General features: G+C 47.7%; 19 protein-coding genes. 6 read left to right on the top strand and 13 right to left on the bottom strand.

All coding sequences use genetic code 11. From position 1 onward, the window contains the following. Nucleotides 1-45: 45 nt before the first annotated feature. The 4 genes from AB4Z08_RS33095 to AB4Z08_RS33080 all read right to left on the bottom strand — a co-directional run bounded on the left by AB4Z08_RS33095 (nucleotide 46) and on the right by AB4Z08_RS33080 (nucleotide 4,212). A complete protein-coding gene (locus tag AB4Z08_RS33095; RefSeq protein ID WP_441578075.1) occupies nucleotides 46-507 on the bottom strand; it encodes a hypothetical protein in 462 nt (153 codons plus the stop codon). A 156-nt stretch (nucleotides 508-663) separates the two neighbouring features. Next, nucleotides 664-1,236: a Crp/Fnr family transcriptional regulator gene (locus tag AB4Z08_RS33090; RefSeq protein WP_441578074.1), complete on the bottom strand. Its 573-nt coding sequence runs from the start codon at nucleotides 1,234-1,236 to the stop codon at nucleotides 664-666. Between the two features lie 4 nt (nucleotides 1,237-1,240). Next, nucleotides 1,241-3,298, bottom strand: a complete 2,058-nt coding sequence (locus AB4Z08_RS33085; RefSeq protein WP_441578073.1) for a TonB-dependent receptor — start codon at nucleotides 3,296-3,298, stop codon at nucleotides 1,241-1,243. A 98-nt stretch (nucleotides 3,299-3,396) separates the two neighbouring features. Continuing rightward, nucleotides 3,397-4,212 (bottom strand): serine O-acetyltransferase, encoded by an 816-nt coding sequence (locus AB4Z08_RS33080; protein ID WP_441578072.1) that lies wholly within the window; start codon nucleotides 4,210-4,212, stop codon nucleotides 3,397-3,399. Nucleotides 4,213-4,338: 126 nt separating this feature from the next. Between AB4Z08_RS33080 and bla the strand changes: the two genes are divergently transcribed. Then, nucleotides 4,339-5,055: a subclass B1 metallo-beta-lactamase gene (bla, locus tag AB4Z08_RS33075; protein WP_441578071.1), complete on the top strand. Its 717-nt coding sequence runs from the start codon at nucleotides 4,339-4,341 to the stop codon at nucleotides 5,053-5,055. 64 nt (nucleotides 5,056-5,119) lie between these two features. Here bla and AB4Z08_RS33070 read toward each other — a convergent pair whose 3' ends face one another. Then, nucleotides 5,120-5,656, bottom strand: a complete 537-nt coding sequence (locus AB4Z08_RS33070; protein ID WP_441578070.1) for a hypothetical protein — start codon at nucleotides 5,654-5,656, stop codon at nucleotides 5,120-5,122. A gap of 32 nt (nucleotides 5,657-5,688) precedes the next feature. Further along, nucleotides 5,689-6,621: a hypothetical protein gene (locus AB4Z08_RS33065; RefSeq protein ID WP_441578069.1), complete on the bottom strand. Its 933-nt coding sequence runs from the start codon at nucleotides 6,619-6,621 to the stop codon at nucleotides 5,689-5,691. Nucleotides 6,622-7,016: 395 nt separating this feature from the next. Here AB4Z08_RS33065 and AB4Z08_RS33060 point away from each other — a divergent pair, with 395 nt between their 5' ends. The 3 genes from AB4Z08_RS33060 to AB4Z08_RS33050 all read left to right on the top strand — a co-directional run bounded on the left by AB4Z08_RS33060 (nucleotide 7,017) and on the right by AB4Z08_RS33050 (nucleotide 12,422). Further along, entirely contained in the window at nucleotides 7,017-9,497 is a 2,481-nt protein-coding gene (locus tag AB4Z08_RS33060; protein WP_441578068.1) for a YfhO family protein, read from the top strand. Nucleotides 9,498-9,640: 143 nt separating this feature from the next. Further along, nucleotides 9,641-10,048, top strand: a complete 408-nt coding sequence (locus tag AB4Z08_RS33055) for a hypothetical protein (RefSeq protein ID WP_441578067.1) — start codon at nucleotides 9,641-9,643, stop codon at nucleotides 10,046-10,048. 19 nt (nucleotides 10,049-10,067) lie between these two features. Then, nucleotides 10,068-12,422, top strand: a complete 2,355-nt coding sequence (locus tag AB4Z08_RS33050; RefSeq protein WP_441578066.1) for an ABC transporter permease — start codon at nucleotides 10,068-10,070, stop codon at nucleotides 12,420-12,422. Nucleotides 12,423-12,427: 5 nt separating this feature from the next. Here AB4Z08_RS33050 and AB4Z08_RS33045 read toward each other — a convergent pair whose 3' ends face one another. The 3 genes from AB4Z08_RS33045 to AB4Z08_RS33035 form a co-directional block, all read right to left on the bottom strand. After that, the gene (locus AB4Z08_RS33045) at nucleotides 12,428-12,943 is read right to left on the bottom strand and encodes a hypothetical protein (RefSeq protein WP_441578065.1); all 516 of its coding nucleotides are present in this window, start codon (nucleotides 12,941-12,943) and stop codon (nucleotides 12,428-12,430) included. A 183-nt stretch (nucleotides 12,944-13,126) separates the two neighbouring features. After that, nucleotides 13,127-15,754 (bottom strand): PAS domain S-box protein, encoded by a 2,628-nt coding sequence (locus AB4Z08_RS33040; protein WP_441578064.1) that lies wholly within the window; start codon nucleotides 15,752-15,754, stop codon nucleotides 13,127-13,129. 301 nt (nucleotides 15,755-16,055) lie between these two features. Then, nucleotides 16,056-16,535, bottom strand: coding sequence for an inorganic diphosphatase (locus AB4Z08_RS33035; RefSeq protein ID WP_441578063.1), 480 nt, complete (start codon nucleotides 16,533-16,535; stop codon nucleotides 16,056-16,058). A gap of 132 nt (nucleotides 16,536-16,667) precedes the next feature. Between AB4Z08_RS33035 and AB4Z08_RS33030 the strand changes: the two genes are divergently transcribed. Beyond that, complete coding sequence (locus AB4Z08_RS33030) at nucleotides 16,668-16,898, top strand: hypothetical protein (protein ID WP_441578062.1); 231 nt, start codon at nucleotides 16,668-16,670, stop codon at nucleotides 16,896-16,898. Between the two features lie 84 nt (nucleotides 16,899-16,982). Further along, a complete protein-coding gene (locus tag AB4Z08_RS33025; protein ID WP_441578061.1) occupies nucleotides 16,983-18,278 on the top strand; it encodes an OmpA family protein in 1,296 nt (431 codons plus the stop codon). Nucleotides 18,279-18,280: 2 nt separating this feature from the next. Here the strand turns inward: AB4Z08_RS33025 and AB4Z08_RS33020 are convergent, their stop codons facing one another. The 4 genes from AB4Z08_RS33020 to AB4Z08_RS33005 form a co-directional block, all read right to left on the bottom strand. Beyond that, complete coding sequence (locus AB4Z08_RS33020; RefSeq protein WP_441578060.1) at nucleotides 18,281-19,423, bottom strand: FG-GAP repeat domain-containing protein; 1,143 nt, start codon at nucleotides 19,421-19,423, stop codon at nucleotides 18,281-18,283. 103 nt (nucleotides 19,424-19,526) lie between these two features. Continuing rightward, nucleotides 19,527-20,237 (bottom strand): SDR family oxidoreductase, encoded by a 711-nt coding sequence (locus AB4Z08_RS33015; protein ID WP_441578059.1) that lies wholly within the window; start codon nucleotides 20,235-20,237, stop codon nucleotides 19,527-19,529. Nucleotides 20,238-20,273: 36 nt separating this feature from the next. Then, complete coding sequence (locus AB4Z08_RS33010) at nucleotides 20,274-21,560, bottom strand: TolC family protein (RefSeq protein ID WP_441578058.1); 1,287 nt, start codon at nucleotides 21,558-21,560, stop codon at nucleotides 20,274-20,276. Nucleotides 21,561-21,569: 9 nt separating this feature from the next. After that, a complete protein-coding gene (locus AB4Z08_RS33005; RefSeq protein WP_441578057.1) occupies nucleotides 21,570-24,653 on the bottom strand; it encodes an efflux RND transporter permease subunit in 3,084 nt (1,027 codons plus the stop codon). Nucleotides 24,654-24,677: the final 24 nt, after the last annotated feature.

Genomic DNA, 24,677 nt, shown 5'->3' with positions numbered 1-24,677 from the left:
CTATGCCGCTTTTGTTAACGATCGCGAGGAATATGTCAGCCCCCGCTATGAAAGCGGATCTATTTCCAGCGGTACACTCATTGTCCAGCATTCGGTTATTTTTCCGTCCTCAAATCTGAGGATGTCAGTTCCCACTACGGTAAATTCCTTCCCCACTATATCGCCCGCCTTGCCGGTCAGCCCCGCAAATACACCGCGGGCCTTCCAGTAACAAGTCACCGTTTGGGCAGTTACATCTACAAAAGGACCGGCATGAGTAGCATATACCAGCTTTGCATACCTGCTTCTTACCCTAACCACCCACTTCTCCACTTCTACGGCATTGCGCAACGTGGCCGGATCGGCGGTGAGCGTATTGGAAAGATGTGCATAGAACCCGTCTGCGATAATATCGTGGGCAAGGGGCAAGTCACCATTCCACATGGTGGTCCAGCTATCCCATAAAGAGCGGCCTGTTACTACTGTTTCGTTAATGTTAATGGCGGTGGTAGCGGTAGTTGCTTGCATGATGTGTTTGTTTTTATTTGTTTACACAAAGAAACAACCGTGGAGAGGGGTAAAAAATAAGGTAGATTAAGAAAAGCTTTTAGCGGTTAGCTTTTAGCTTTTAGGCAAATGCAGCGAATATCGGCATATGATCTTCAACATAACATTTGCTAAAAGCTAACAGCTCTTCCGCATTCCGCTGTAAAACTCCGGGGTTACCCCGAGGTAAGACGCTATATACTTACCGGCTATACGTTGTTCCAGTCCGGGATATGTTTGGGTAAACTGCTTGTATCGGTCTTCCGCCTTGCGGGAAAGGTTGCCTGCCACGCGGTTTTGGTGAATGACAAAGGCATTCTGGAACAGCATCCTGAAAAAGCGTTCAAATTTGGGAACGCGGATGAACAGGGTGTCTATATCCGTTTTACTGATTTGTACAACGGTAGTCGGTTCCAATGCATCTATATTATAGGTAGCTGGTTTTTCGGCAAGGAAACTATAGAGGTCACCCGCCCACCAATCTTCCGGGCCAAACATCACAATATGTTCCCGCCCTGATTCATCTATGCTGTAAGTCCGCAGGCATCCACTCACCACATAGGTCTGATGACGGGATACTTCTCCTTCCCGGAGCAGGAGTTCTTTCCGCCGCAGCGTTTTCTCCAGTAGCAGTGAACAGAAAAAGTTCGTTTCTGTGGCGTCCAGGACGATGTGTTTGGCGATGTTGGTCAGAATAGCTGCTTCGTACATAAAATTATAATTGCATGCTGATGCCACCGAAATAGTTGCTGCCGGGGGCCGGATTATAATATCGGCCGCCTACGGCATTAAGGTCGTTACCCAGACTATACTTTACATTGAGCAGGTTATCGGCACCGGCACGTAAGGACAAAGCATAGCGGGTATGCAGTGGCAGCTTCCAGCTTACATTGGCCTGCAGCAGGTGATAGCTGCCGGCATATACGCTGTTGCCATCATCCAGCGGAAGGCGGCTGGTGAAAGTATGCTGGGTATATAACGAGATGCCTGCCGGCAACTGCCATAACAAACTGCTCACAAGTACATGTTGCGGTACCCCGGTGAGCCGGTTGCCGGAGTAGTTTTTTGTACCACTGATATAATCCCGGAATTTAAAATCGCTGAACGTATATGCTTCCTGCCATTTAATGCCCCGCAACACGCCATGTGTGCCCGGTTTCCTGATCCACCACATGCCCTGTAACTCGATGCCTTTCTGCGTTACCCCACCTGCGTTGACAAAATAATCGTTGGCGTTCGCATCCTGTCGTTTAACAATGGCATTCTGCATGCGGTAATAAAAGAAGGCGGCATCGACCATGGCCCTACCCCTGCGGGTGGCGGCACGCACGCCGGCCTCATAGTTCCAGCCGGTTTCCGGTTGCAATGAAGTATTAATAACGTTGTTGGATGCACGAACTTCGGCGGTGGCTGGTGGAGAGTACCCTCTGCTTACCGTTAAACGACCTGTTACCTGTGGTGTAAACAGGTAGGACATCGATAAACGCGGCATCAGCTGTGGGGTAAAATGAATATTCGTGTGTCCATTGCTGTTATAGCTGTATCCATAATAGTTTAAACTGGCAGCAGCCTCCAATGTGAAATTGTTGATGGTCGCGTGAAAGCGGCTAAAGAAAAAGTATTGCCGGGCATTCAGCTTATCAGCTGCCATCACCGTATCTCTTTTTCCGCCACGGTTACCATAATTAATGACATCAGTAACGGTTTGTTGCCACTCCACGCCGTTCAGCCATTTCCATTGCAGGATACTATGCTGCTGCGGATTGTTAACCCATTGCAGGTAGGTCCGGAAGCCCGCAGTATTTTCATCCCTGGCTTCGTAGTTGGTAAGAAACGGATTTTCGAAATGAGTATTGGCGCCAAACACGGACAATACATGTTGCAGGCGTGGCATAAACTGCGCTTCATGAATCAGTCCTCCCTGGAAAGTACGATTGTAGATGCCTGCCTTTAACGCGATGGCGCCGGCGTTGGTAGGCGTAGCGGGTCGGGCAGCGCGGGGATTAGCCCGACTCTGTGCGAGGTCCAGGCCACCTGGTGTGAGGTAAGACAGGTCCGAATAAAATGCCAGCAGCTTCAGGGCGTAACCTGGTTTGTACTCCCAGCGTTGGGTAGTTTGGGTATAAGATCTTTTCATGGCGGTATTCTGGCGGTAGCCATCTGCCCGCTGGTATCCCTGGAATACCTGTAGCTGGTAGTTCTTCCATTGTTGCTGCCAGCCGATGCTGCCATGAAAAAGTCCGTAGCTGCCTCCCTGCAGATTTACCTGCAGGTGATGCGTATCATTGGGCGGTGGCGCCAGGTCCAGCCGCACCACTCCACCGGAGTTAGCACCAAACAGGCTGCCATCAGGGCCTTTCAGTACTTCTACCCTGCTGATAGCATCCGGATCTACCAGGTTGAGATAAGTGTTGCCTCCTGCGTCAGTCAGCGGGATATCGTCTGCATAAATTTTAATATTGCGGATACCGAAAGGAGAACGGAGTAAACTACCTCTGATGGATAAACGATAACTACCGGGTGACCTTTCTTCCATACGTATCCCCGGCACCGTATTAAAAGCCGGCAACAGGGAAGCACCCTGTTGCAGCTGCATATCGGCAGGCGATAGTACACTCACGGCGGTGGGTACACGTTGCAGCGATGCCTTTGAAAAATAAGATTGGATAACGACTTCCGGTAATTGCTGCAAGGTATCTTCCTGTGCCTGCAATTTGTTAGTCATCAATAACATGGTTAATAAAGTGCCTGCCGGTAAAATTCTGATTCGCATGTCAGTATAAGTTCTTCTGCCGCCGTTGTGGCGGTCAGCCTGGAGGGCTTAATATAGAAATATTTCTGCGAATTGCACCGGTAATTGTGTGGAGCGCCCTATACGCCCGTTTTTGTGGTAATTCTCACCTGGTGGGTATTAAACACCTGGGAAAAAGGAGGAACACTCTTCGTAATAAACACGCTGCCGCCAATGATACTGCTTTTCCCGATGACGGTATTTCCACCCAGGATGGTGCTGCGGGCGTAAATAATCACATCATCCTCTACGGTGGGATGTCTTTTTACATCAGATAATTCTTTGGTAACATGCAGCGCTCCCAGGGTAACGCCCTGGTAAATGACCACATTGGAACCAATGATGGTGGTGGCGCCTATCACAATGCCGGTGCCGTGATCGATAATAAATGGTACATCAATACTGGCATTGGGATGAATATCGATGCCTGTTTTACCATGCGCATATTCGCTGATAATACGGGGCAATATCGGTATATCCAACCGGGTGAGTCTATGCGCGATCCGGTATACGGTGATGGCATAAAAACCGGGATAGGAAACAATTACTTCATTTACGCTGGTAGCTGCCGGATCATATTCATGAATTTTGGCCGCATCCTGACGCAGGTGCTGATAAATGGTTCCCAGGGAGTTATAGAAGGCGTGTACAATATCTTCTATAGGTACTTCCCGCGGATCCAGGTAGCTGAGCAGGATATTTTCCAGGTCTATCTGGTTCTTTTTCAGGATGCCTTCATAGGAAGTTTGTTTGGGAAGATGATTGCCGGGAAACAGAAAACCGACCAGATCATTCAGCCAGGTGATGGCATCCTGCGCAGCAGGCGTAGCCTCCCACTCTGCATGATGCGTTTTACGCAACAGGTTTATTAATGACTGTGTATGACGACTATCCAAAACACTTGATTTCAGGGTAAGATATGAATAATCTACTAATTTAGTAGGATAATGTTTTTTCGGATAAAAATTAAAAATTGGGGCGGTTTATTAATGCATTAATTTTGCGGTATATTATTGGAAATCATGAAAAATCTGCTCTCATTTATTTGTTGCCTGTTGTGCTCCTTTGCTGTTTTCGCACAGGACACTTCCTTCCGGATTCACCCCACTCAGCTGACCGGAAATGTTTATGTAGATGTATCTTACGGTGAATACAAAGGCGCCGCAGTTCCGGCCAACGGGTTGTATATTGTTACCGGTAAAGGCATCGTTCTGATCAACACTCCCTGGAGTGAGGCCCAAACCAGGCAGCTGGTGGATACCCTCGAAAAACAGTACCATCAGAAAATCACGCATTGCATTGTAACGCATTTTCATGCCGACTGCACAGCGGGATTGGATGTATTGAAGCAGATAGGTGTTAAAACCTACAGCACGCAGCAGACATTGGATTTGTGTAAAGCAAAAGGAGAAAAAGAAGCGCAGTATGTTTTCAGGAAGGACACCACCTTTAACATTCATGGTGTGACCCTGCAAACTTACTATCCTGGCGAAGGACATACCAAAGATAATATTGTCATCTGGCTGCCACAATCAAAAGTATTATATGGTGGTTGCTTTGTAAAAAGCCTGGAGGCCACTAATATGGGCTTTACCGGTGATGGTAATCTTAAAGAATATCCGGCTTCCCTGAAGCGGCTAAAGCGCAAATTTCCGCGTCCGGCTTACCTGATTCCCGGCCATGATGGCTGGAAAGGCGGTATGGAACAAGTAGATCATTCCTTGCAATTGCTGAAGTAATTCTTATAGAAAAAAAAGGGGCAAAGTAAGTTTTCTCATCAACTCACTTTGCCCCTTCAATATTTTATTTAGACGACACGACTTTCCATTTCTTATCGCCCAGTTGTTTTTCTACCAGTACCACCAGATCCATCATACCGTTGGTACCCTTTACGATAACATGAATTTCCGCACTGCCTTCCGTTCCTGCAGCACTGGTACTTGTAGAAATACCTCCTGCCGGCATCAGTACAAAAGTTTGAGGGCCTCCTAATGTAGTCACTACCCATTTATCATTACGAAGATGTTCTTTGGCGGCAATCCAGCTATCGGAGTTTAAAATGGCGATACTCATCACCAGTTGTATCACTGCTACAAAACACAACAGCCCCACTCCGATCTTTAAAGGTGTGGCCTTACTTCCTTCCCGCTTCCTGATTTTAATGATCTCCAGCAATGCTAATATGCCACCTGCTAATAAAACCTCCCATCCTATGGGCAGGCTTTCCCAAAAGAAGTACAGATGCAGGCCGCGGCACAGGTAGCCATAGCCGATTAATGCAGCAGCCGTTGTCAGCACAGCTCTCGTGTAAATACTCAGCAGGTTCCACTTCTTTAACATAGGTCCGGTATTAAAAAATTTGGTCGAAGGTATTAATCTAAACGGATGATCGCGCTATCCTGCTCTCCTTTATTTTCAAACCACACCATGATCTTGCCGGACTTTATCTTCTTAATAAAACCGGAAAAGTTTTCCCGGGAGGCCGCCGCATCTCCACCAACGACCTTATCCTGTAAACCGAAAAGTCCGTATTCGCTGTCCGTCATCGGTAAATCCGGGAGCTGCCAGTCCCATATTGGGAAACGATACAGCACCTCCCACTGATGATTGCGATAGGTCATCAGGGTACAATGGTTCAGACTTGACCAGTCTGCCAGATCCACCACATAAGACAATTCATCGGTGCCATCGCCATTTAAGTCACCCTCATTCTTCAGCCACGACAACCCAAACATTAATCCACTTCCGATATGGAGGGTATCTATCTTACTGTTACTGCAGCTCACAAAGGATAATGGAGATTGATGATCGTTTAATTTTACCATCAGGTCATAGTCCAGGTCCTTATAATACTTATTGGTTTCCAGGTGATCAATGCTGCTGAAAAAATGTTCGGTCAGTGTATCGGTTAGTCCGTCACCATCAAAGTCACCCTGCAAAACGAAGCGGGATCCCATGATAGGAACCAGACAGCTGTCCGGGCTACCCACAGCCGGCCAGGGCGTCCATTTGGAGATCATGGCAGCTAAGGAAGAAGTAGTATTCCAGTTATCAGTAGCCTCACTCAGCGCCGCCGGTTCTGTGTCAATAGGTGTGTCGTCAGGTATATCCTCAGCAGCATTGGCAGAAACGTGAACAGGCACACTCCTTTCCAGGTTCATTGCCACCTGAATCGGCTCTCCGGCTTTAACCGGTGTTGCTGACTCATTGACTGGAGGAGGTTTTTCCTCAGGTGCTTTAACAGGCTGTTTGCAGGCAATAGCCAGGAAGTGTGCAGTTAATAATATAAAAAAGATACGTTTCATGCGGGCGTCACTGATGTTTAAAGGTAATTGTTGCGGTTAGGTAATTCAATAGCACTTTACTGCCATCCTGGTTTGCAACGCTAAAAAACCGCTCGCTTACTTATATATTTTAATATATTTACCCGCTATTTTGTAATATGAAGCGTGTGCCCCGAAAATGATACCCGCTTTTTTTATCAATGCAGAGATCAATGACGAACACCTGAATCTCATGAAAAAGAAACCTGTGTTGCACTAAGTGAGTCGTAAAAAAAAGCATATCATCTTTAAAATGAAGTGTATTTCACTTAAAGCTTTACTTCAGGTACACTTAAAGCTTTACTTTAAACAAAGGGCATTTTTCATTAGAATACACTTCAGGTAATGTGATAAAACATAAAGAAAATCAACTAGATATGAAATTGGACTGGCTCAAGGCATTTATACCACATTTTGCTGCCTTAGTGATATTTGTAACCCTGGCTTTAGTATTTTGTAGTCCGGTCTTAGATGGCAAACAATTGTTTCAATCGGACATGATGCATTATCAGGGCATGTCAAAAGAGGCATCGGATTATTACAAAGCGACGGGTGATTTACCAATGTGGACCAACAGCATGTTTGGCGGTATGCCGTCTTACGTCATCTTCACCGGTCCATCCACCAACAAAGTTGGGATGGTAAATAAACTGCTGACGCTTTGGTTACCCAACCCGGCAGATATGTTTTTTGTGCTGATGATGGGCATGTATGTGTTCCTATCGGTAGTGAATATACGCTACTGGATTAGTATCATGGGCGCCATCGCCTATGGCTTTGCCACTTTTACGGTAGTCAGCATGGATGCGGGGCATATCACCAAGGTAATGAGCATGGCCTACATGGCGCCGGTGCTGGCAGGTATGATCCTCGCCTACCGCGGACGCTATGTTGCGGGTGCCTGTCTTACTGCACTCGCTGCGGCCGTGCAGATCTACAACAATCACCCGCAGATCACCTATTACACGCTTATCATGGCCATCTGCCTTGCAGTGGCTGCTGGTATTAATGCTTTCCGGGAGAAGCAACTCCCTGCTTTTTTCAAAGCGTCGGTACTACTGGCCATTGCCGGTGTAATGGCCGTATTGCCAGCGATGGATAACCTGCTTATCATGAAAGAGTATACGAAGTATACTATCCGGGGCAGCCAGTCGGAGTTAACACTGAACCAGCAGGACAAGGATCATAAAAAATCAGGTGGACTTGATATTGACTACGCTTTCCAATGGAGCTATGGCAAAGGAGAAACATTCACGCTATTGCTGCCCCACCTGGTAGGCGGTTCTACCAGCGAAAAACTATCGACCGGATCACATACCTATAAAGCACTCACCGAAATTGGCGTACCTCCCGCTAAAGCGGAAGATGCTGTGAACACCGCCAGCTGGCAGTTATACTGGGGTGCACAGCCATTTACTTCGGGTCCTGCTTACATAGGCGCTATTATCTGTTTCCTGTTTGTACTGTCGCTGCTCATCATTAAAAGCTGGCATAAGTGGTGGCTGGTGGCTGCTACTGTAATCGGCATTTTACTCTGTTGGGGATCCAATTTCCCGGAGCTGAATAACTTCCTGTTTTATCATTTGCCTTTGTATAGTAAGTTCCGGGCTCCTACCATGGCGTTGGTAATTCCACAGGTGAGCATGGTGATACTGGCCTGCTGGGCGTTGCAGGAGCTAATCTACGGCGACTTACCCAAAGCATTTTTACAGCAGCACCTGAAGATGGCGTTGTTTGTCACCGGTGGATTGGTGATATTACTTGCACTGGCAGGCAGCGTACTGTATCCTTTCAGCGGTCCGGCCGATAGTGCCTTACTGTCCCGTTACGCACAGATGCTCGGAGGTGAAATCCCCGCTGCCAAATTGTTGGGCGCACTAAAACAGGATCGCAGTGCGATACTAAGAGCAGATGGTATACGCGCGCTGATATTAATATTGATTGCCTTTGCGGCCATGTGGTATTTCCTGAAAGGGAAATTAAAAGCCGGACTGGCCGTGGGCATCATCGTGGTAGCCGTATTGTTTGATCTCTTCCAGCTGGATAAAAGCTACATGAATGAAAACAACTTCAGCGAAGCCCCCCTGGCAGAATACATTTCCCCGTCCCCAACAGATGAACAGATCTTACAGGATAAGGATCCTTATTACCGCGTAATCAATCTCACCACCAATCCCTTCCTGGATGCGAACACCTCCTACTTTCATAAATCAGTAGGCGGACAAAGTCCCGCCAAGCTCTGGATCTACGAAGACCTGATTGAACATCAGCTCACGAAAAATAATATGGCGGTGTTCAATATGCTCAATACCAAATACTTTATTGTACCGGACCGGCAGTCCGGACAGCCTACGGTACAACGTAATCCCGGCGCATTGGGCAATGCATGGTTTGTAAAAGCCATTAACTGGGTACCGGACGCCAATACGGAGATGAACACACTGGATCACTTTAATCCAAAGGATACTGTTATCATCGATAAACGTTTTCAGCCCATCACGGGCAGCTTCACGCCCGCAGCGGATAGCAGTGCACAGATAGTATTAACCAAATACGGCCTTAACCAATTACAGTTTACCGCACAAAACAACGGCGAAGGACTGGCGGTATTCTCCGACATCTATTATCCTGCCGGATGGAAGGCTTACATCGATGGAAAGGAAACAACGATCATCCGCGTGAACTATGCCCTGCGCGGACTCAAAGTCCCGGCGGGCAAACACGACATCACTTTTAAATTTGAACCGGCTACTTTCTTCCTCGGAAGAAAAATATCTGCCATATCCTCACTGATATTACTGATCGGCGTGACCATCGGATTTATATGGAGTAGTTGGAAATCTGTCGTGAAAAAATAACAAGACAAGATAAAGATGGACCGGATGTTAAACAAAACATGCGTGCTTTCGTCCCATATAACAATCGTTCTGTCACATTTAGGTGAAATACGCCACTGCTTTGTGTAATTTTTGGATAGTTACTGATTCCAAAATCACATCGCATGAAAATCATATTTACCCTTCTCGTTGCTTCCTTCTCCCTGCTATTACTCAGCCATTGCGGGGAAGAGGGAGGCACAATGAAGGCTTACTTCTGGACCCGCCACCAAAGCAACGGTCCCTACTTCCTATATATCAACGATAGCTTACAAGGCACGCTCCCTTACCTGGAAAAAGCTCCCAAATGCGGAGAAGGCGACCTGGATAAAAAAACACGCTTCGTACTGCTTACCTCCCGCACACATATTATTGAAGTCAGAGATCAGCAAGGCAATATTAAGTTCTGGGAAAAATATGGGCTGAAAAAAAACGCTAACAATATATCACTGAGCATCGCTATCAAAAGCGCTAACGGCACTAATCACCGAGATGCCTCCGGCGATTGTACGATAGAAGAAATCGGTTTTTAATTTCCCTCAACTGTTTCCTATGTTCAAAAATTATTTCAGACATGGCTGGAGAAATCTCCTGAAAAACAAATTATCTACCCTTATCAATATGGGCGGACTCTCCATCGGTTTGGCCACTGGCATCATTATCCTGCTCTGGATCAATGATGAATTCAGTTTTGATACGTTCCATAAAAACAGCGCGGACATTTTCAAGATAATGGAAAACCGGCAGCAGGGCGGTTCCTGGAGCACCAGCGATAATACGCAGGGGCCACTGATGAAAAAGTTGAAGCTGGACCTGCCGGAAATAAAATATGCTTCCCGCAGCGCCTTCGGAGGGCAGCAGCTGGTACTGGCCGGTAATAAGAGCATCTACCAACAAAGTATATATACTGATCCCGACTACTTTAACATCTTTACTTACCCAGCCATCAGTGGCGATCCGGTAGCCGCGCTGCGGGAACCCGGTAACGTAGTGCTCACCCAAAGCGCTGCCAGCCGGCTATTTGGCGAGCAAGATCCAATGGGTAAAATCATCCGGCATAATAGTCAGCACGACCTCAAAGTAGCAGCGGTGATCCGCGATGTGCCACCTAACAGTACCACCAAATTTGATATGATCCTCCCCTTCCGTCTTTATGAACTGGAGAACGTGGACTGGATAGATAAATGGGATAATTACCGGCTCTCCACCTGGGCACAGCTGCAACCGGGGAGCAGTCTTGCCGGCTTTAACAACAAACTGAAGCAGGTGTCCAGACAAACCGCCAGTGAAAATGATAAGACCAGCTATTTATTCGCCTATCCGTTTGCCGCACTACATATGCATGGCGGTTTTAAGAACGGGCAGCCGGATGGTGGGCGTATCGAGATTATGATGTTGCTGGGCACTATCGGACTGTTTATTTTATTGATTGCCTGTATCAATTTCATGAATCTTTCCACCGCACGCTCAGAACGCCGTGCCCGCGAAGTGGGCGTACGAAAGGCTTTGGGCGCTTCGAGGCGCACTATCATCCTGCAATTCCTGACGGAGGCGCTTCTCATTACCTTTCTGGCGATGCTGCTCGGCATCCTGCTCGCGAAGCTGGCTATCCCGGGATTAAATCGCATTTCAGGCCGGAGTGTTTCCTTTAGTTTCGGCAACTGGAAAATTTTGTCAGGCTTATTATTGCTGACGCTGTTCACCGGCCTGGTGGCAGGGAGCTATCCTGCTTTTTTCCTCAGCAGCTTCCAGCCGGTAAAAGTGTTGAAGGGCGTTGTCGCCAACCAGCATGGCGGTGGCTTCTTCCGCAAAAGCCTCGTGACTTTTCAGTTTGTGATCTCCATTTTCCTCATTATTACGACCATCGTTATTTATAAACAGCTACAGCATGGAGAAAACAGGCCACTGGGATATAACCAGGATAACCTGCTGGAAATACCCGCCCGTGGCGATATGACCACCAAATTTAAGGTGGTGCGGGAAGACCTGTTAAGGATTCCGGAAATTGAAAGTGTATCTGCCGGATCGGATGACCTCTTAGGATTTGGCGGCGCCACCGATGGAGTGCAATGGCCAGGAAAAACGCCGGACCAGAATTTCCCCATCACCATTACCTGGGTGCAGTACGACTGGGTAAAAACAGGTGGGCTGCAACTAGCGGCAGGACGCGACTTCAGCGCAGACTATGGCAGTGATTCTATTGGCTGCCTGGTAAATGAAGCTGCTGTAAAAAAAATGGGACTGAAAGAACCCATCATCGGTACATTGCTGGGCACCAATCCGATTATTGGCGTTGTGAAAGATTTTGTGTCCAATGATCCCTACAAAACTCCCGGTCCTATGGTGGTATACCTGGGTACCGGGGCTATGAGTCATTTCTTTGTACGGCTACGACAAACAGATAATCCGCAAACGGCGCTGACTAAAATTGAGGCTGCCGTAAAAAAGAGCAATCCCGAATTTCCATTTGAATTTCACTTTACAAAAGAGGCCTATCAGCAGAAATTTACGGGGCTCAGGTCATCAGGGTTTATGCTGAACTGGACAGGCGGTCTGGCCATCCTGATCTCCTGCCTGGGATTATTTGGACTATCCTCTTTCCTGGCGGAACGGCGCACGAAAGAAATAGGCATCCGTAAAATCATGGGCGCCAGCGCAGGCAGGATATGGTTTATGCTGGCACAGGAATTTCTGAAACCGGTTTTCATCGCCTTCCTCATTACCATACCTATTGCCGTGTTAACAATGCAACAGGCGTTGAAAGGTATCGACTACCGTATTGAATTGCAATGGTGGATGTTCCTGGCAGCCGGGACATTAACGGTGATGATTGCCATCGCCACCATCAGCTACCAGGGCATTAAAGCAGCAGGTGCAAATCCAGTGAAGGCATTACAAACCGAATAAGCGGATCAGGGATGGGTCAGCAAATGCTCGGGAGCTTCCAGCAGCGATTGTGTTTGCAGGAATACTTCCTTCATCTTCAGCTTAAAGCGGGTAGCCGCAGATAGTTCATCCGGTACCACTGTTTCAAGCAACTCACTCTGGAAGAGCACTTTCAGGTTCTCTTTCAGCTTATGCAGGTTTTCCTGCTTGGCTAAACCAGCTGCAAAACCGGCTTCCCGGATCGCTTGCTGCTGTGCAGGCTCAAACGATGCGGCATACCAGATTAATGGCACCTGTTTCAGGCGTTTCATTTTTCTGAGTTCACGCAAAAATGAAATGGCTTCGTCTGAAGGTTGCAAGCTGTCTAAAAAAATGTAATCCGGTGTAAAGCCGGATTGCTTTTTTAAATATTCCAATGCTCTTGTCGTATTATCCTGGGCAATACAAGCTTTGCTGATATTTAAAAGGTCCAGTGCAAGATAAAACTGGTTACGCCGGTCGCGGTCCGGGTCAATTAATAAGGAGGTTAATTTTTCTCTCATTGCAGGGCAGTTTAATGGCAGGAAAAAATTCTGTAACAACAATCTCTTGAAAACAAGCGATAGAAAATTTTTGTTCTTCAGCTGCAATATTACACCCGGAAATGTTCCTGAAAAAATTGGAGGGTTACAATACACCGGGATCTTTCAAAAAACACCAATAATTAACAAAACGGCAACAATGCCCTAAGGCATTGCCGGTAAAACCACTTTGAATTCTGCCCCTTTATCAGGAACACCATTTGCATAAATATATCCCTTATGGTTAATGGCAATTTTACTGCACAAAGCCAGTCCTATACCGGTTCCTTCAAATGCAGTACGCTCGTTTAACCGCTGAAAAATCTGGAATATTTTATCGGCATACATCTGATCAAAACCTATCCCGTTATCTTTTACAATAATGACAACATAAGCTTTCTCCTGGTCCAGATCCGGCAATGTTGCCAATTCGTCTGCGGATAACGGTTCCGCATATATTTTTATCTGCGGCTTCCTGTTGGGTGATAAAAATTTAAGCGCATTTCCCAGGAGGTTGTGAAACAACTGGTTCATCTGCAACGGGCTCACAAACAGGCGCGGCAATTCCGCCGTGTCCACTTGCACATCATGCTGACTGATAGCTACCTCAAAATCTATCAGTACATTTTTCAGTATTTCGTTAAGATCTGTTTCCACAAAAGGATCCTTCACATGTACGAGCCGGGAATAATCCAATAATTCATTGATCAGTTGCGACATCCGTTTGGCGCTGAACATCACTTTGTCAATGTACATCCGGGAAGTATCGGAAAGGATATCTTTGTTTACGTTATATAACATGCCTGCAAAAGTGTGAATCTTGCGCAGCGGCTCCTGCAGATCATGACTGGTTACATAGGCAAACTGTTCCAGTTCACGGTTTGATTTTTCGAGATAGAAGTTAGCATCCTGCAGTTCACGCGTGCGTTGTTCTACCAGGACTTCCAGCTTATAGGCCAGCTGCATGTACTTGGCTTCGCTTTCCTTCAGTGCGGAAAACAGTTGCCGCTGCTGGCTGATATCCCGGGCTATTTTGGAGGCACCAACCACCTTACCCTGCATATCTTTTACCGGGGAGATGGTTAACGAGATGTCCAGTAATTTCCCATCTTTCGTAAGACGTTTCGTTTGGAAATGGTCTACCCGTTGCCCTGCCTTCAGCTGCTCTATTATTTTAGGTTCTTCATTCAACTTATCAGGTGGGATAATCCTGGTAATGGTTTCTCCGATCATTTCTTCGGCAGTAAATCCGAATAACTTTTCGGCGCCAGGGTTCCAGCTGGTAATAACGCCATCCAGGTTTTTGCTGATAATGGCGTCATCTGAATTTTCCACAATGGCCGCCAGTTTAGATACATATTCTTCTGCGAACTTCTGATCAGTAATGTCTACCAGCATATTCACGGCACCAGTCAATATACCGTCCGCATCAAAAAGCGGATCAGGATAAGGTTGTATAAGTCTGCGGCTACCATCTGGTCGTTCTACCACGATTATTTTACCTCTGACAGGAACTGCGCCTTTGATCGCTTCTGCCATTGGGCAACTATCGAGTGCGATGGGGGTAATACCGTCCGGTTCATAAATTTTCCAGGAGCCGCACCACATATCTACACCGGCCCGGGGCTCCCTGCCCCAGAGGGCTACGGCCGCCTCATTATACATGAGTACACGTCCATATTTATCACAGGTATATATTGCCGCAGGTAAACATTCTATTAACTGCCGGTAGGCTTCCGCTCCGGTATCCTGCCGTAGTCTTTCTTTGGATATCCGGATGTTGGATTCCATCGCAGATAAAAAGTCCTTGTATTGCTTATATATTACCGGGCTATTTCCGTTGCTCAATTTGTCTGCCGGCAAATGTTCTTTTCCTGCCGGAATGGTCACGTAAAAAGTGCTGCCTTCTCCCGGCGAGCTGCTGATCTGCAATTCACCTGCATGTCTTGCTACCAGCTCATTTACCAGGGCTAGACCATTATTACAATCTTCCTGCCGGAGCAGGCTTTGCCTGATCTCCGCGAGCAACAAAGGGCTCATGCCTATGCCCGTATCGGCTACCGACAATTGAACCTGTCCTTGTTGCTGGGCAAGTCTTACCGCAATGGCGCCGTTCAACGTATATTTCAGTGCGTTAGCCAATAGCGTCAGGAGGATCTTCTCCCACATTTCCCGGTCTATGTATACTTCATCAATGATTGGTTCAATACTAATGACGAGGGTTAATTTCGCCTGTCGGATAACAGGATCGAAATGCGCCAGCAATCCTTTGGTAAAGCTGCTGATATCTGTTTTAACAAAAGAAGAAGGCGTTGGATGCGGTAATACTGCGCCAATGGAAAGAATACCGGCGATGTGGCCCTTTTCGTCTGCAATGGGACTGCCACTGAAATTATAGTATAGCCCATCCCGTTGTACCATCTGTAGTAAAGGGGTATCAGAGGTCTCGGTGCCAGGCACCAGGAGGTCTTTAAATCGTGGTTGCAGCTGATCCCAGAGTCCGGCCCAAACTGCAGATGCCGGCAGGCCCAAAGCGCCGGGATGCTGATCTCCCAGCAATAGCCGGCAGGCATCATTATATATATGGATGGCTTCACTACCCCACCACAAAAACATCGGTTGAGGGGAAGTAAGCAAAATACGCATGCAGGTCTGTAAACTTTGCGGCCATTGGTCCACTGGCCCCAGTGGGGTATTGGTCCAGTTATAGGAACGTATCAGTTCACCTGTTTCTCCGCCACCAGCGAGAAATCCAAATGAAGGTGCAGACAGTTCACTCAAAGTTGCCTTCAATGGGGCATTTATCATCGTACAAAAAATAAAATCGTAAAGGTTTATGATGGTTGATCCACGCGCTACATTGATGCTATTAAAATCCACAGTCAGCTTAAAACTGGGTAAAAAAATGCACAAAACACCCAATTTGTGTAGGATACTGTTTTCCCGTAGAGCTGATCCGTTCTTTTGTTCCCCGTAAGCCTTTCCTATCGCAACGGCTGCAATACCAGCAAACGGGGATACCGCTATGATCGTCCGTGCTTCTCCTATCCTCCTTACAATTGCAATAATCGTGACGAAAGCTGCTCTGCCAGCTTTATTTATCCGGAAACTTTATCTGTTCGTATGCAGGGGCGGCTTCTATATAGCCCAATGGGGTAAACTGTTTTCCCTCCTGTTCATTATAGGAAACAAAAAAATGCTCTATCTCTTTGATGGTTTGCGCAGACACCGCGTCCACTCCTTTGAAGATTTTAGACACTACAGGAACCGCAATATAGCGGTCATTTCGCAGGATGGTGCCATCTCTCTCCCGCTGTTCCGCCTTAATGGCGCCCAACAAACGACATTTAATCAGACAGCCAGGGAAACTTTTAAATTCAGAAATCACCATGACATCCAGCGGATCACCGTCTGCCCCTTTGGTACCCAGAATAAAACCAAAATCATAAGGGAAAACCATTCCGGCGGGCAATATTTTGCTGAGAACAAAAAACCGGGATAACGGATCAAAATCATATTTTTCGCTACTCCCTTTCGGGGTTTCAATGACAACAGGTAACTCTTTAATGATCATACGCACATTTTGTTGGTCTAATAAATAGGATAAAGAGGACTCAGCTGCGAAGAAACAAAAAAAGGACCAACCAGTTGATATATAATACACAGGAGGGCATAATGATTGTACGAATGACATAAACATATTGCCATGAGTACCTTCCATATACAACTGCATGACCATGAAATCGGCGTTTCCCGCCAAGATGAAAATGTCTTTATTGTCCGCCTGCCGGAAAAAACAATTCACCTGCTCAGAAGACAGGACAATGAAGGCGCGAACCACTGGTTTGAAGAAGGAAAAGACAATGAAACATCCCTGACTGCCGAGTTGGGCGCCGCCATTGAAACCTGGCTCGCACAGGAGCATCCGGACGCATAATGCAAAAATCATGTCTCTGATATTTACAACATCCTTATCTTGCGGACTCCTTTATAGAGACCATAGATAAAGGACCCCCTAGTAATGAAGAAGTTAATACTCACAGCAATTGTTTGTAGCCTGGCAACCAGTGCCAGTGCTCAGATCTTCGACCGTATCAAAAACAAAGTACAACAGAAGGTCAATGAAAAAATAGATAAAACCATTGACCAGGCTACGGAAGGCAAGAAAAAAGAGACGCCTCCCCCTGCTGATCAGCCACCGGAAGCAACTACGCCAGCTCCTGCCGGAACCCCGGAAAATACAGTTGATAACGGTAAAGCAGGTACGAATATAAAGACAGACATTACTGCCTACTCTCATTTCGATTTTGTACCGGGAGAAAAAATAATTGTGGAAGAATCGTTCGCCCAGGACGCCATAGGTGAATTTCCCGGACAATGGAATACCCACTCCGGCGCGGAACTGGTAACAGTAGACAACCGCCCCGGCAAATGGCTCAGCATGAAGCAGGATGGTATCTTTTTTCCTGAATACCTGACGGGCAACCTGCCGGAAAATTTCACCCTGCAGGCCGATGTGATGGCCAACAACAACATTTCCAGCATTGGCGGATTCACCATCAGCCTGATTAAGGCGGCCAATACGGAAGAAAAATTTAGTTATGGCGATGAACATGATGTTAGTTCCATCCCCTCCTTTAAAGTAACACTCACGCCAAAATCTTCCGGTAGCGGGATGTTGCACTATTCCTCCAACGTAATAGGCAGCAATACCATATCTGCAATGCCCGCTTTTAATGTGCCCAAAAAGAACGCGGTAAGAATAGCTATCTGGCGGCAAAAACAAAGAGTAAGAGTATACCTGGACAGCACCAAAGTACTGGACCTGCCCCGCGCACTGGATGCAGGCGCCGTAATGAATGCGCTGGTTTTTGCGACTTATGCACCGGATTATGGTCAGAGTGGTGGCACTTTCTTTCTCAGCAATATACGCCTCGCAGTAGGTGCCCCCGATACCCGGAACAAACTGGTTACCGAAGGTAAATTCGTTACCCATGGTATTCTCTTTAATTCCAACAGTGATGTGATACTGCCGGAATCCTACGGCGCCTTACAGGATATTGCCGCGGTGCTGAAAGAAAACCCCGCCTTACGGGTGAGCATCACCGGCCATACCGATGCCGATGGCAACGAACAATTGAACCTGGAATTATCCAAACGCAGAGCCGAAGCCGTGAAGACCGCCCTCACCAAAAATTTCAGTATTGATGCCGGCAGAATGGTCACTAACGGTAAAGGCAAAACGCAGCCGATAGACAGCAATACCACCGAGGTAGGAAAAGCCAATAACAGAAGAGTGGAATTTGTTAAACTATAGTATTACTTATTCCCTTTATTATAAAAGATAAACAACCCATCCTTACCGGCTACGATGATATCCTTTTTACCGGAGCCGGTAAGGTCATATATCCCAAAGTAAAGCCCCGCCCCTTTTGAGCCATAGCTGATCACCTGCTTGGTAAAAGATTCACCATTCCATTTAAAATAATAAATACCACAGGGATCATCAGAGCCTGGATCATGATCGTTGTGGGCACGATAACGCTTACCCGTTACCAGTTCTTCCGCGCCATCCCCGTCAATATCTGCCCATGCCATGGTGTGGTATTGGGAATTATAGGGATCAATGACATGTTTGATCCAGGTGCGCTTATTTGTTTTGACATCCTTTTTTTGTTCGTGCCAGTCCAGCCCATAATCATGGCCCTGCCCTGCAATTAAATCTGTCAACCCATCCTTGTTCACGTCTGTAACGATCACGGGTACACTGGCGGTGCCCAGGTTAAACTCCGGATGAAAAGTCCAGGGCGCCGTAAATGGTGCCGCGGGCGCTTCTACCCAGCCTTCCGGTATTATAATGTCTACACGGCCATCTCCGTTCACATCTCCAAAACCAAGACCATGACCGGATTTTCTGTCCAGGATCTTATGGGCAGTAAACTCCCCGGTAGCTTTATTATGATGGAAAATAATCAGTGGGTCATTGGGGGTATTGGGGATGATCTCCGGCACGCCGTCTCCGTCTATATCCCAGGAACGGGTAGTTTCTATATTGCCAGGCGTAGCGATGATATGTTCTTTCCACTCATTATCATTGCCGGGATTTTCTTTCCATACCAGCGTTTTTCCAAACCAGCCACCTGTAATATAATCCATGCGGCCATCTCCATTTACATCAAAAGGGATGGTGGAAAAATCATCCCAGTATTCTCCGTATTGCTTAACCGGACCAATATAATGACGTTTAAAATACGCCGGTCCTTCATACCAGAAAGCACCGGATACCAGGTCAGGGATCTTATCATTATTTACATCAAACACAGCCACCGACTCATAGCTTTCTGCGGCGATGGTCTGCTTTTCAAACTTCAGTGATGGTGTTACTTTGGATACGTGCTGCTGCGCATGCGCAGTAGTAACAAATAATAGTCCGGCGAGCGCTGGTATCAATCGTTTTTTCATATCAACGTGGAATCAGTTATACCTGACAATATACTGAACCTTCCGAATAAACTATCCTGTAGTGTCCTGACCGGCGGACACCAGGTGGTATCCGCCGGCAGTTTTAAATATTATGGTCTTTCGGCAAAATCATCAGCCGTGGAATTCTTACATGTGCGGGCTGCTGCATGATAAATTTCACGGTGGCCACAATGTCGCCGGTGCTGAGAGGTTCATGAATGCCCATCCCATCTTTCGGATGCACTTCCCAATCTTTATGCAGCTCTGTCATCACCAGTCCGGGTTCAATACAGGACACCTGTATATTACTGCCGGTAAGCTCCATCCGTAGTGCCTCCGACAAGGCTTCCATCGCAAACTTAGTAGCGGCATAAGCGCCTGCGGTAGGTCTTACTTTGGTACCAAGGATACTGGATATATTAATGACATGACCGGATCCCTGCTGGCGAAAGCGTTTCAATAATTTATACGTCAACCGGAAGGTGGCAGTCACATTCAGTTGTATCATATCGGTTACCTTGTCGATATCTATGGCTTCGATAGTACCGGTGGCAATAGTACCGGCGCAGTTAAAAAGATAATCGCACCTGCCGAATTGTTCATATACAAACGTTTCTATCTTATCCTGAAAAATAGCATCGCTCAGGTCGCCGGTTAAAATCGCTACGTTAGGTGCCTGTAGCTGCAGGAGCCGGTCTTCCCGGCGGGCGGTAGCTACTACCTGGAAACCGTCTGCCCTTAATGCATCGGCGATGGCATAACCGATACCGCTGCTCGCTCCGGTAACTAAACATACTTTATCTCCGTTACTCATTCCTGTTGGGTTTATGCCAAGATAATAATTTTACAATTATTGTATATCCCAGGTACCGGCGGCACGTTCCAGTGCAACCAGCGCTGCGGCATAGCTGTATAAGGTCTGGTAATAATCCTGCTGTACTTCATTCCAGGTACGCTGCGCATTCAGTACTTCCAGCAGGGAGGTTTCACCACGTTTGTAGCTGTATACTTTCCCCTGCAATACTTTTTGCGCATCTGCCAGCAATCCGTTTTCAAATTGTTTTACCTGTTGCCCTGCTGCGTTGTAATTAAACCAGGCCTGTATCACATCGGTGTGGATTTGCAGCAGTACCTGTTCATACTCCAGTGCTGCCTGTTTCACTGCATATTGTGCAGCATGCAGGTCTCCCTTATAGTGATTGGAAAACTTCAGTGGTACCGAAATGCCGGCGCTGCTGGCAACGTAACGGGGTGTAGGCGCAATTTCGCTGGTAGCTTCTGCATTATACCCTACGCCTGCATTGATGCCCAGATCTATTTTCCGGTTTGCTTTCACCAGTGTCAGGGTTTTATCCGCCACTACCCTGCCGGCGTTGGCTGCTACGGCATCTGCACGGGTATTTTGTGCGTTGGTCACCAGGTCTTGTAAGATGAATATCCGCTGCAGGTGTTCAAAGTTGCCCGATGGCCATAACAGGGTATCCGCATGTGCATGTCCGGTATTGATATTCAGTTGTAACAGCGCGGCTTTCCAGTCGGCTTCCTGCTGATACACGCTGTTCAGCAGGTTGTCTGCCTCCAGTTTCGATTGGCGTGCATCCGTTTCCGTTATCACGCCTTTTTGAAAACGGATGGCATCTGCATCTGCCAGCTGCCGCATCAGGAGATAAGACTGTTGCCGTACTTCGTACAGGTGTTGCTGTTGCATGGCATTAAACCAGGCCAGGGTAGCATCTGCGCGGAGGTTGCGGAAATAGTCGAGCAACAGGGCCTGGCTTTGTTCCAGGTTGCTGCGGGCCAGTCCTATGCGGGCTTTTCTTTTACCTCCCAGTTCAATGGTGGTGCTTAGTCCTGCATTATAGCCATAAGAAAGATGGAGTGCCCGGTGCTGATTATCGAAACCTCCCAGCGATAGTTCCGGATCCGGGAAAACTTTAGCGCTTTCTATGCCGGCAGCGGCGATGCTCACATTATATTGCTGCGCCGCATAGCCCAGGTGCTGCGTGCTTACCAGGTGCAGGTATTGCGGCAGGGAGAGCGGCGTTTTATTAAAACTGCTGTCCCGTTGTGCAAGGGCGGTGCTGTGAATGAGCCACAGCGCCCCCGCCAGTATAAGATATCTTTTAAAAAACTGCATACAATGACTTTACGCTTCAGGTGAAGAATTCCATTTCTTTTCGATGAGATAATACAGCGCCGGCAATACGAACAGGGTGATAGCTGTAGCCACCAGCAGTCCATATACAATTACGGTAGCCAGCGGACGTTGCACATCCGAACCGATGCCTGTGGCAAAGGAAGCCGGCAACAAGCCCAGGGCGGCTACGGAGGCCGTCATCAGCACCGGCCGGAAGCGGTTACGCGCCCCTTCTATAACAGCCTGCAGCAACAGGTAGCCCTGCTGTCTCAAATCATTGATCTGTGAAATCAAAATCACTCCGTTCTGAATGGCCACGCCAAACAAGGCAATGAAACCCACTGCGGAAGATACATTCAGCGTCATGCCACGAATGTTCAGTGCCAGCATCCCACCGAATAATGCAAGCGGCACAATGCTGATGATCAGGCCCGCCTGCCGGAATTTCCCGAAGGCGCCGTAGAGCAGTAAAAACATGATAGCTAACGCCAACGGCACTACGACAATCAACTTGGCATAGGCCCGGTGCTGGTTTTCAAACTGTCCGCCCCATTTAATACTATACAGCTCATGATTGTAGTGCACCTTCTTTTCAATCTGCTGCTGTGCCAACTGCAGAAATGTGGTGAGGTCGCTGCCCCGCAGGTTGAGCTTCACGGTCAGGTGCCGCTTGTTTAACTCGCGGGTAATGGTGCTTTCCCCGGTGGCTGTTTTTACAGTGGCCACCTGCGACAACGGGATCTTTGCGCCTGTGGCAGAAGTGAGCATCAGACCTGCAATTTTCTCTGGCGTGTTACGGCTTTCATCGGTATAACGACAAATGACATCGTATACTTTATTGCCGGCAAAGACCTGTGAGATGGCTTTCCCGCCGATGGCCACTTCTATCAGCTCCGCCACATCGCTCACGTTGAGGCCGTAGCGTGCAATGGCATCACGGTTGATGGCAATCTGCAACTGCGGCAGTGGCGGCTCCTGGTCGATGGCCACATCTGCTGCTCCCGGAATCTGTTTTAACGTAGCGGATATTTCTTCTGCCATGCGCCGCGTTTCTTTAAAATCATCGCCATATACTTTTACTACCAGCTCACTATGTGCCCCGGATATTTTATCCATAACGCCGTCAATCATCGGCTGACTGAAACCCACGTTATATCCCGGCATCGCGGCATAAGCGGCAGACAGATCGTTGATAAGATCTCCCTTGGTACGACCGTTCTTCCATTCATGATAGGGCTTGAGGCCAATAGAACATTCAAAATGCGAGGCGGTCCAGGGATCTGTGCCGTCATCATTGCGGCCGGCCTGCACCATCATGTAGGTTACCTCACCAAATTGCATGGTGCGCTGCCGCAAACTATCGCTCATTTCCTTGGAGCGCTGCAGCGATATCCCGGGAGGCAGTTGCACCTGCAGCCAGATAGAACCTTCGTCCAGCGGTGGCAGGAAGTCCTTCCCTACCGTAAAGGAAAGGATCACCGCCCCCGTCAGCACCAACGCCAATGGAACAAATACCCGTCTGGGTTTTTCCATGATCTTTTCCAACCGCCGCCGGTAGGCGTTTGTTAACCGCTCCAGCCATTTATTATGATACAGCTTACGGGGCTTGCGATATATCGCAAACGCGAGACCGGGTATGAGCAACAATGCTACGACCAATGCGCCCAGCAAGGCATAGCCTACGGTAAAAGCCATCGGTGTAAACAGCTTACGTTCTACTCTTTCAAAAGAAAACAAAGGCAGGTAGGCAGTGATAATAATGACAGTAGCAAAAAGGACAGGTTTAGCCACTGCCGCCGCTTTCTGCGCAATGCCAGTCTCGGACAATTCCATTTCCGGATTATCTTCCCGCTTTTTCAGGATGGCTTCCATCATCACAATGGCCCCATCTACAATGATCCCAAAATCAATGGCGCCCAGGGAAAGCAGGTTAGCAGGAACGTTGGTGAAGTGCATCAATATAAATGCAATCAGCAGCGCAAGCGGAATGGTGATGGCCACAATCAGTGCCCCACGCCAGTTACCGAGGAAAATGATCAACACAATAATCACCAACCCTATACCTTCCAGCAATGTATGCGATACCGTATCCAGGGTATTGTTGATCAGCTGCGTACGATCCAGGTAGGGACGGATGGTGACACCCGCCGGCAAAATATGTTGATTAAGATCAGCAACTGCAGCGTGTATGCCTTCCAGTACCACAGAAGGATTCTGGCCTTTCAGCAACAATACAATGCCTTCATCACCTTCACTGTAATTCACCTTTCTATCGGTGTAACCCAGGATGCCCTTGCGTTCCAGGTTACCCAGTTTGAGACGTCCCAGGTCTTTTAAAAATACGGGCACACCGTTTACCGATTTTACCACCACATCACCAAGGCTCTCCAATGTTTTCACCAGCCCTATACCACGCACTACATAACCAAGATCACCAATGGTGAGTACACTCCCCCCGGCATTGGCATTGTTGTTACTGATGGCCGCCTGCACATCTGCCAGTGATACATGGTACTGCTCCAGCAGCTGCGGATCAATCTCCACCTGGTACTGGGCGGTGATACCACCAAAATTGGTCACATCTGCTACGCCCGGCACCTGTTTGATGCGGGGAATAATGGTCCAGTTCTGTAAGTCGGTGATGGCTTTCAGGTCATGGTTGTTGCTTTCAATAATGTACCGGTATATTTCACCGATGGGCGAAGTCAATGGGTCCAGTCCGGGTTTGGCACTGTAAGGCAGGTCTACATCGCTGAGTCGTTCGGTGATGCGTTGCCTGGCCCAGTAATCTTCCATACCATCTTCAAATACAATGGTGATAACGGACAGGCCGAAAGTACTTTTGCTACGCATCACGTGCATGCCCGGCATGCCATTCAGCGCACGTTCTACCGGAACGGTAATCTGCTGTTCTACTTCTTCTGCAGCCAGACCAGGTACCTGGGTAACTACCTGGGAAGTTACATCCGCGATATCCGGATAAGCTTCCACAGATAGTTGTTTCCAGGAGTAATAACCAAACAGGGCCAGGAGTAAAAAGAGCACAGCAAAAAGCCAGCGCTTTTCAATAGCGGTAAATATTAATTTCTTCATAAAAAGTCGTTGATAAACAGGAGT

It is taken from the genome of Chitinophaga sp. RAB17 (assembly GCF_052114225.1).
Taxonomy (GTDB): domain Bacteria; phylum Bacteroidota; class Bacteroidia; order Chitinophagales; family Chitinophagaceae; genus Chitinophaga.
Note: the sequence above shows the minus strand (reverse complement) of the source record. Positions and strands in the feature narration are given on the sequence as shown.

Excerpts from the sequence above, each read along its gene's own strand:
- AB4Z08_RS33095 (WP_441578075.1), bottom strand. The coding sequence starts at position 507 with ATGCAAGCAACTACCGCTACCACCGCCATTAACATTAACGAAACAGTA.
- AB4Z08_RS33090 (WP_441578074.1), bottom strand. The coding sequence starts at position 1,236 with ATGTACGAAGCAGCTATTCTGACCAACATCGCCAAACACATCGTCCTG.
- AB4Z08_RS33085 (WP_441578073.1), bottom strand. The coding sequence starts at position 3,298 with ATGCGAATCAGAATTTTACCGGCAGGCACTTTATTAACCATGTTATTG.
- bla (WP_441578071.1), top strand. The coding sequence starts at position 4,339 with ATGAAAAATCTGCTCTCATTTATTTGTTGCCTGTTGTGCTCCTTTGCT.
- AB4Z08_RS33070 (WP_441578070.1), bottom strand. The coding sequence starts at position 5,656 with ATGTTAAAGAAGTGGAACCTGCTGAGTATTTACACGAGAGCTGTGCTG.
- AB4Z08_RS33065 (WP_441578069.1), bottom strand. The coding sequence starts at position 6,621 with ATGAAACGTATCTTTTTTATATTATTAACTGCACACTTCCTGGCTATT.
- AB4Z08_RS33060 (WP_441578068.1), top strand. The coding sequence starts at position 7,017 with ATGAAATTGGACTGGCTCAAGGCATTTATACCACATTTTGCTGCCTTA.
- AB4Z08_RS33055 (WP_441578067.1), top strand. The coding sequence starts at position 9,641 with ATGAAAATCATATTTACCCTTCTCGTTGCTTCCTTCTCCCTGCTATTA.
- AB4Z08_RS33050 (WP_441578066.1), top strand. The coding sequence starts at position 10,068 with ATGTTCAAAAATTATTTCAGACATGGCTGGAGAAATCTCCTGAAAAAC.
- AB4Z08_RS33045 (WP_441578065.1), bottom strand. The coding sequence starts at position 12,943 with ATGAGAGAAAAATTAACCTCCTTATTAATTGACCCGGACCGCGACCGG.
- AB4Z08_RS33035 (WP_441578063.1), bottom strand. The coding sequence starts at position 16,535 with ATGATCATTAAAGAGTTACCTGTTGTCATTGAAACCCCGAAAGGGAGT.
- AB4Z08_RS33030 (WP_441578062.1), top strand. The coding sequence starts at position 16,668 with ATGAGTACCTTCCATATACAACTGCATGACCATGAAATCGGCGTTTCC.
- AB4Z08_RS33025 (WP_441578061.1), top strand. The coding sequence starts at position 16,983 with ATGAAGAAGTTAATACTCACAGCAATTGTTTGTAGCCTGGCAACCAGT.
- AB4Z08_RS33020 (WP_441578060.1), bottom strand. The coding sequence starts at position 19,423 with ATGAAAAAACGATTGATACCAGCGCTCGCCGGACTATTATTTGTTACT.
- AB4Z08_RS33015 (WP_441578059.1), bottom strand. The coding sequence starts at position 20,237 with ATGAGTAACGGAGATAAAGTATGTTTAGTTACCGGAGCGAGCAGCGGT.
- AB4Z08_RS33010 (WP_441578058.1), bottom strand. The coding sequence starts at position 21,560 with ATGCAGTTTTTTAAAAGATATCTTATACTGGCGGGGGCGCTGTGGCTC.
- AB4Z08_RS33005 (WP_441578057.1), bottom strand. The coding sequence starts at position 24,653 with ATGAAGAAATTAATATTTACCGCTATTGAAAAGCGCTGGCTTTTTGCT.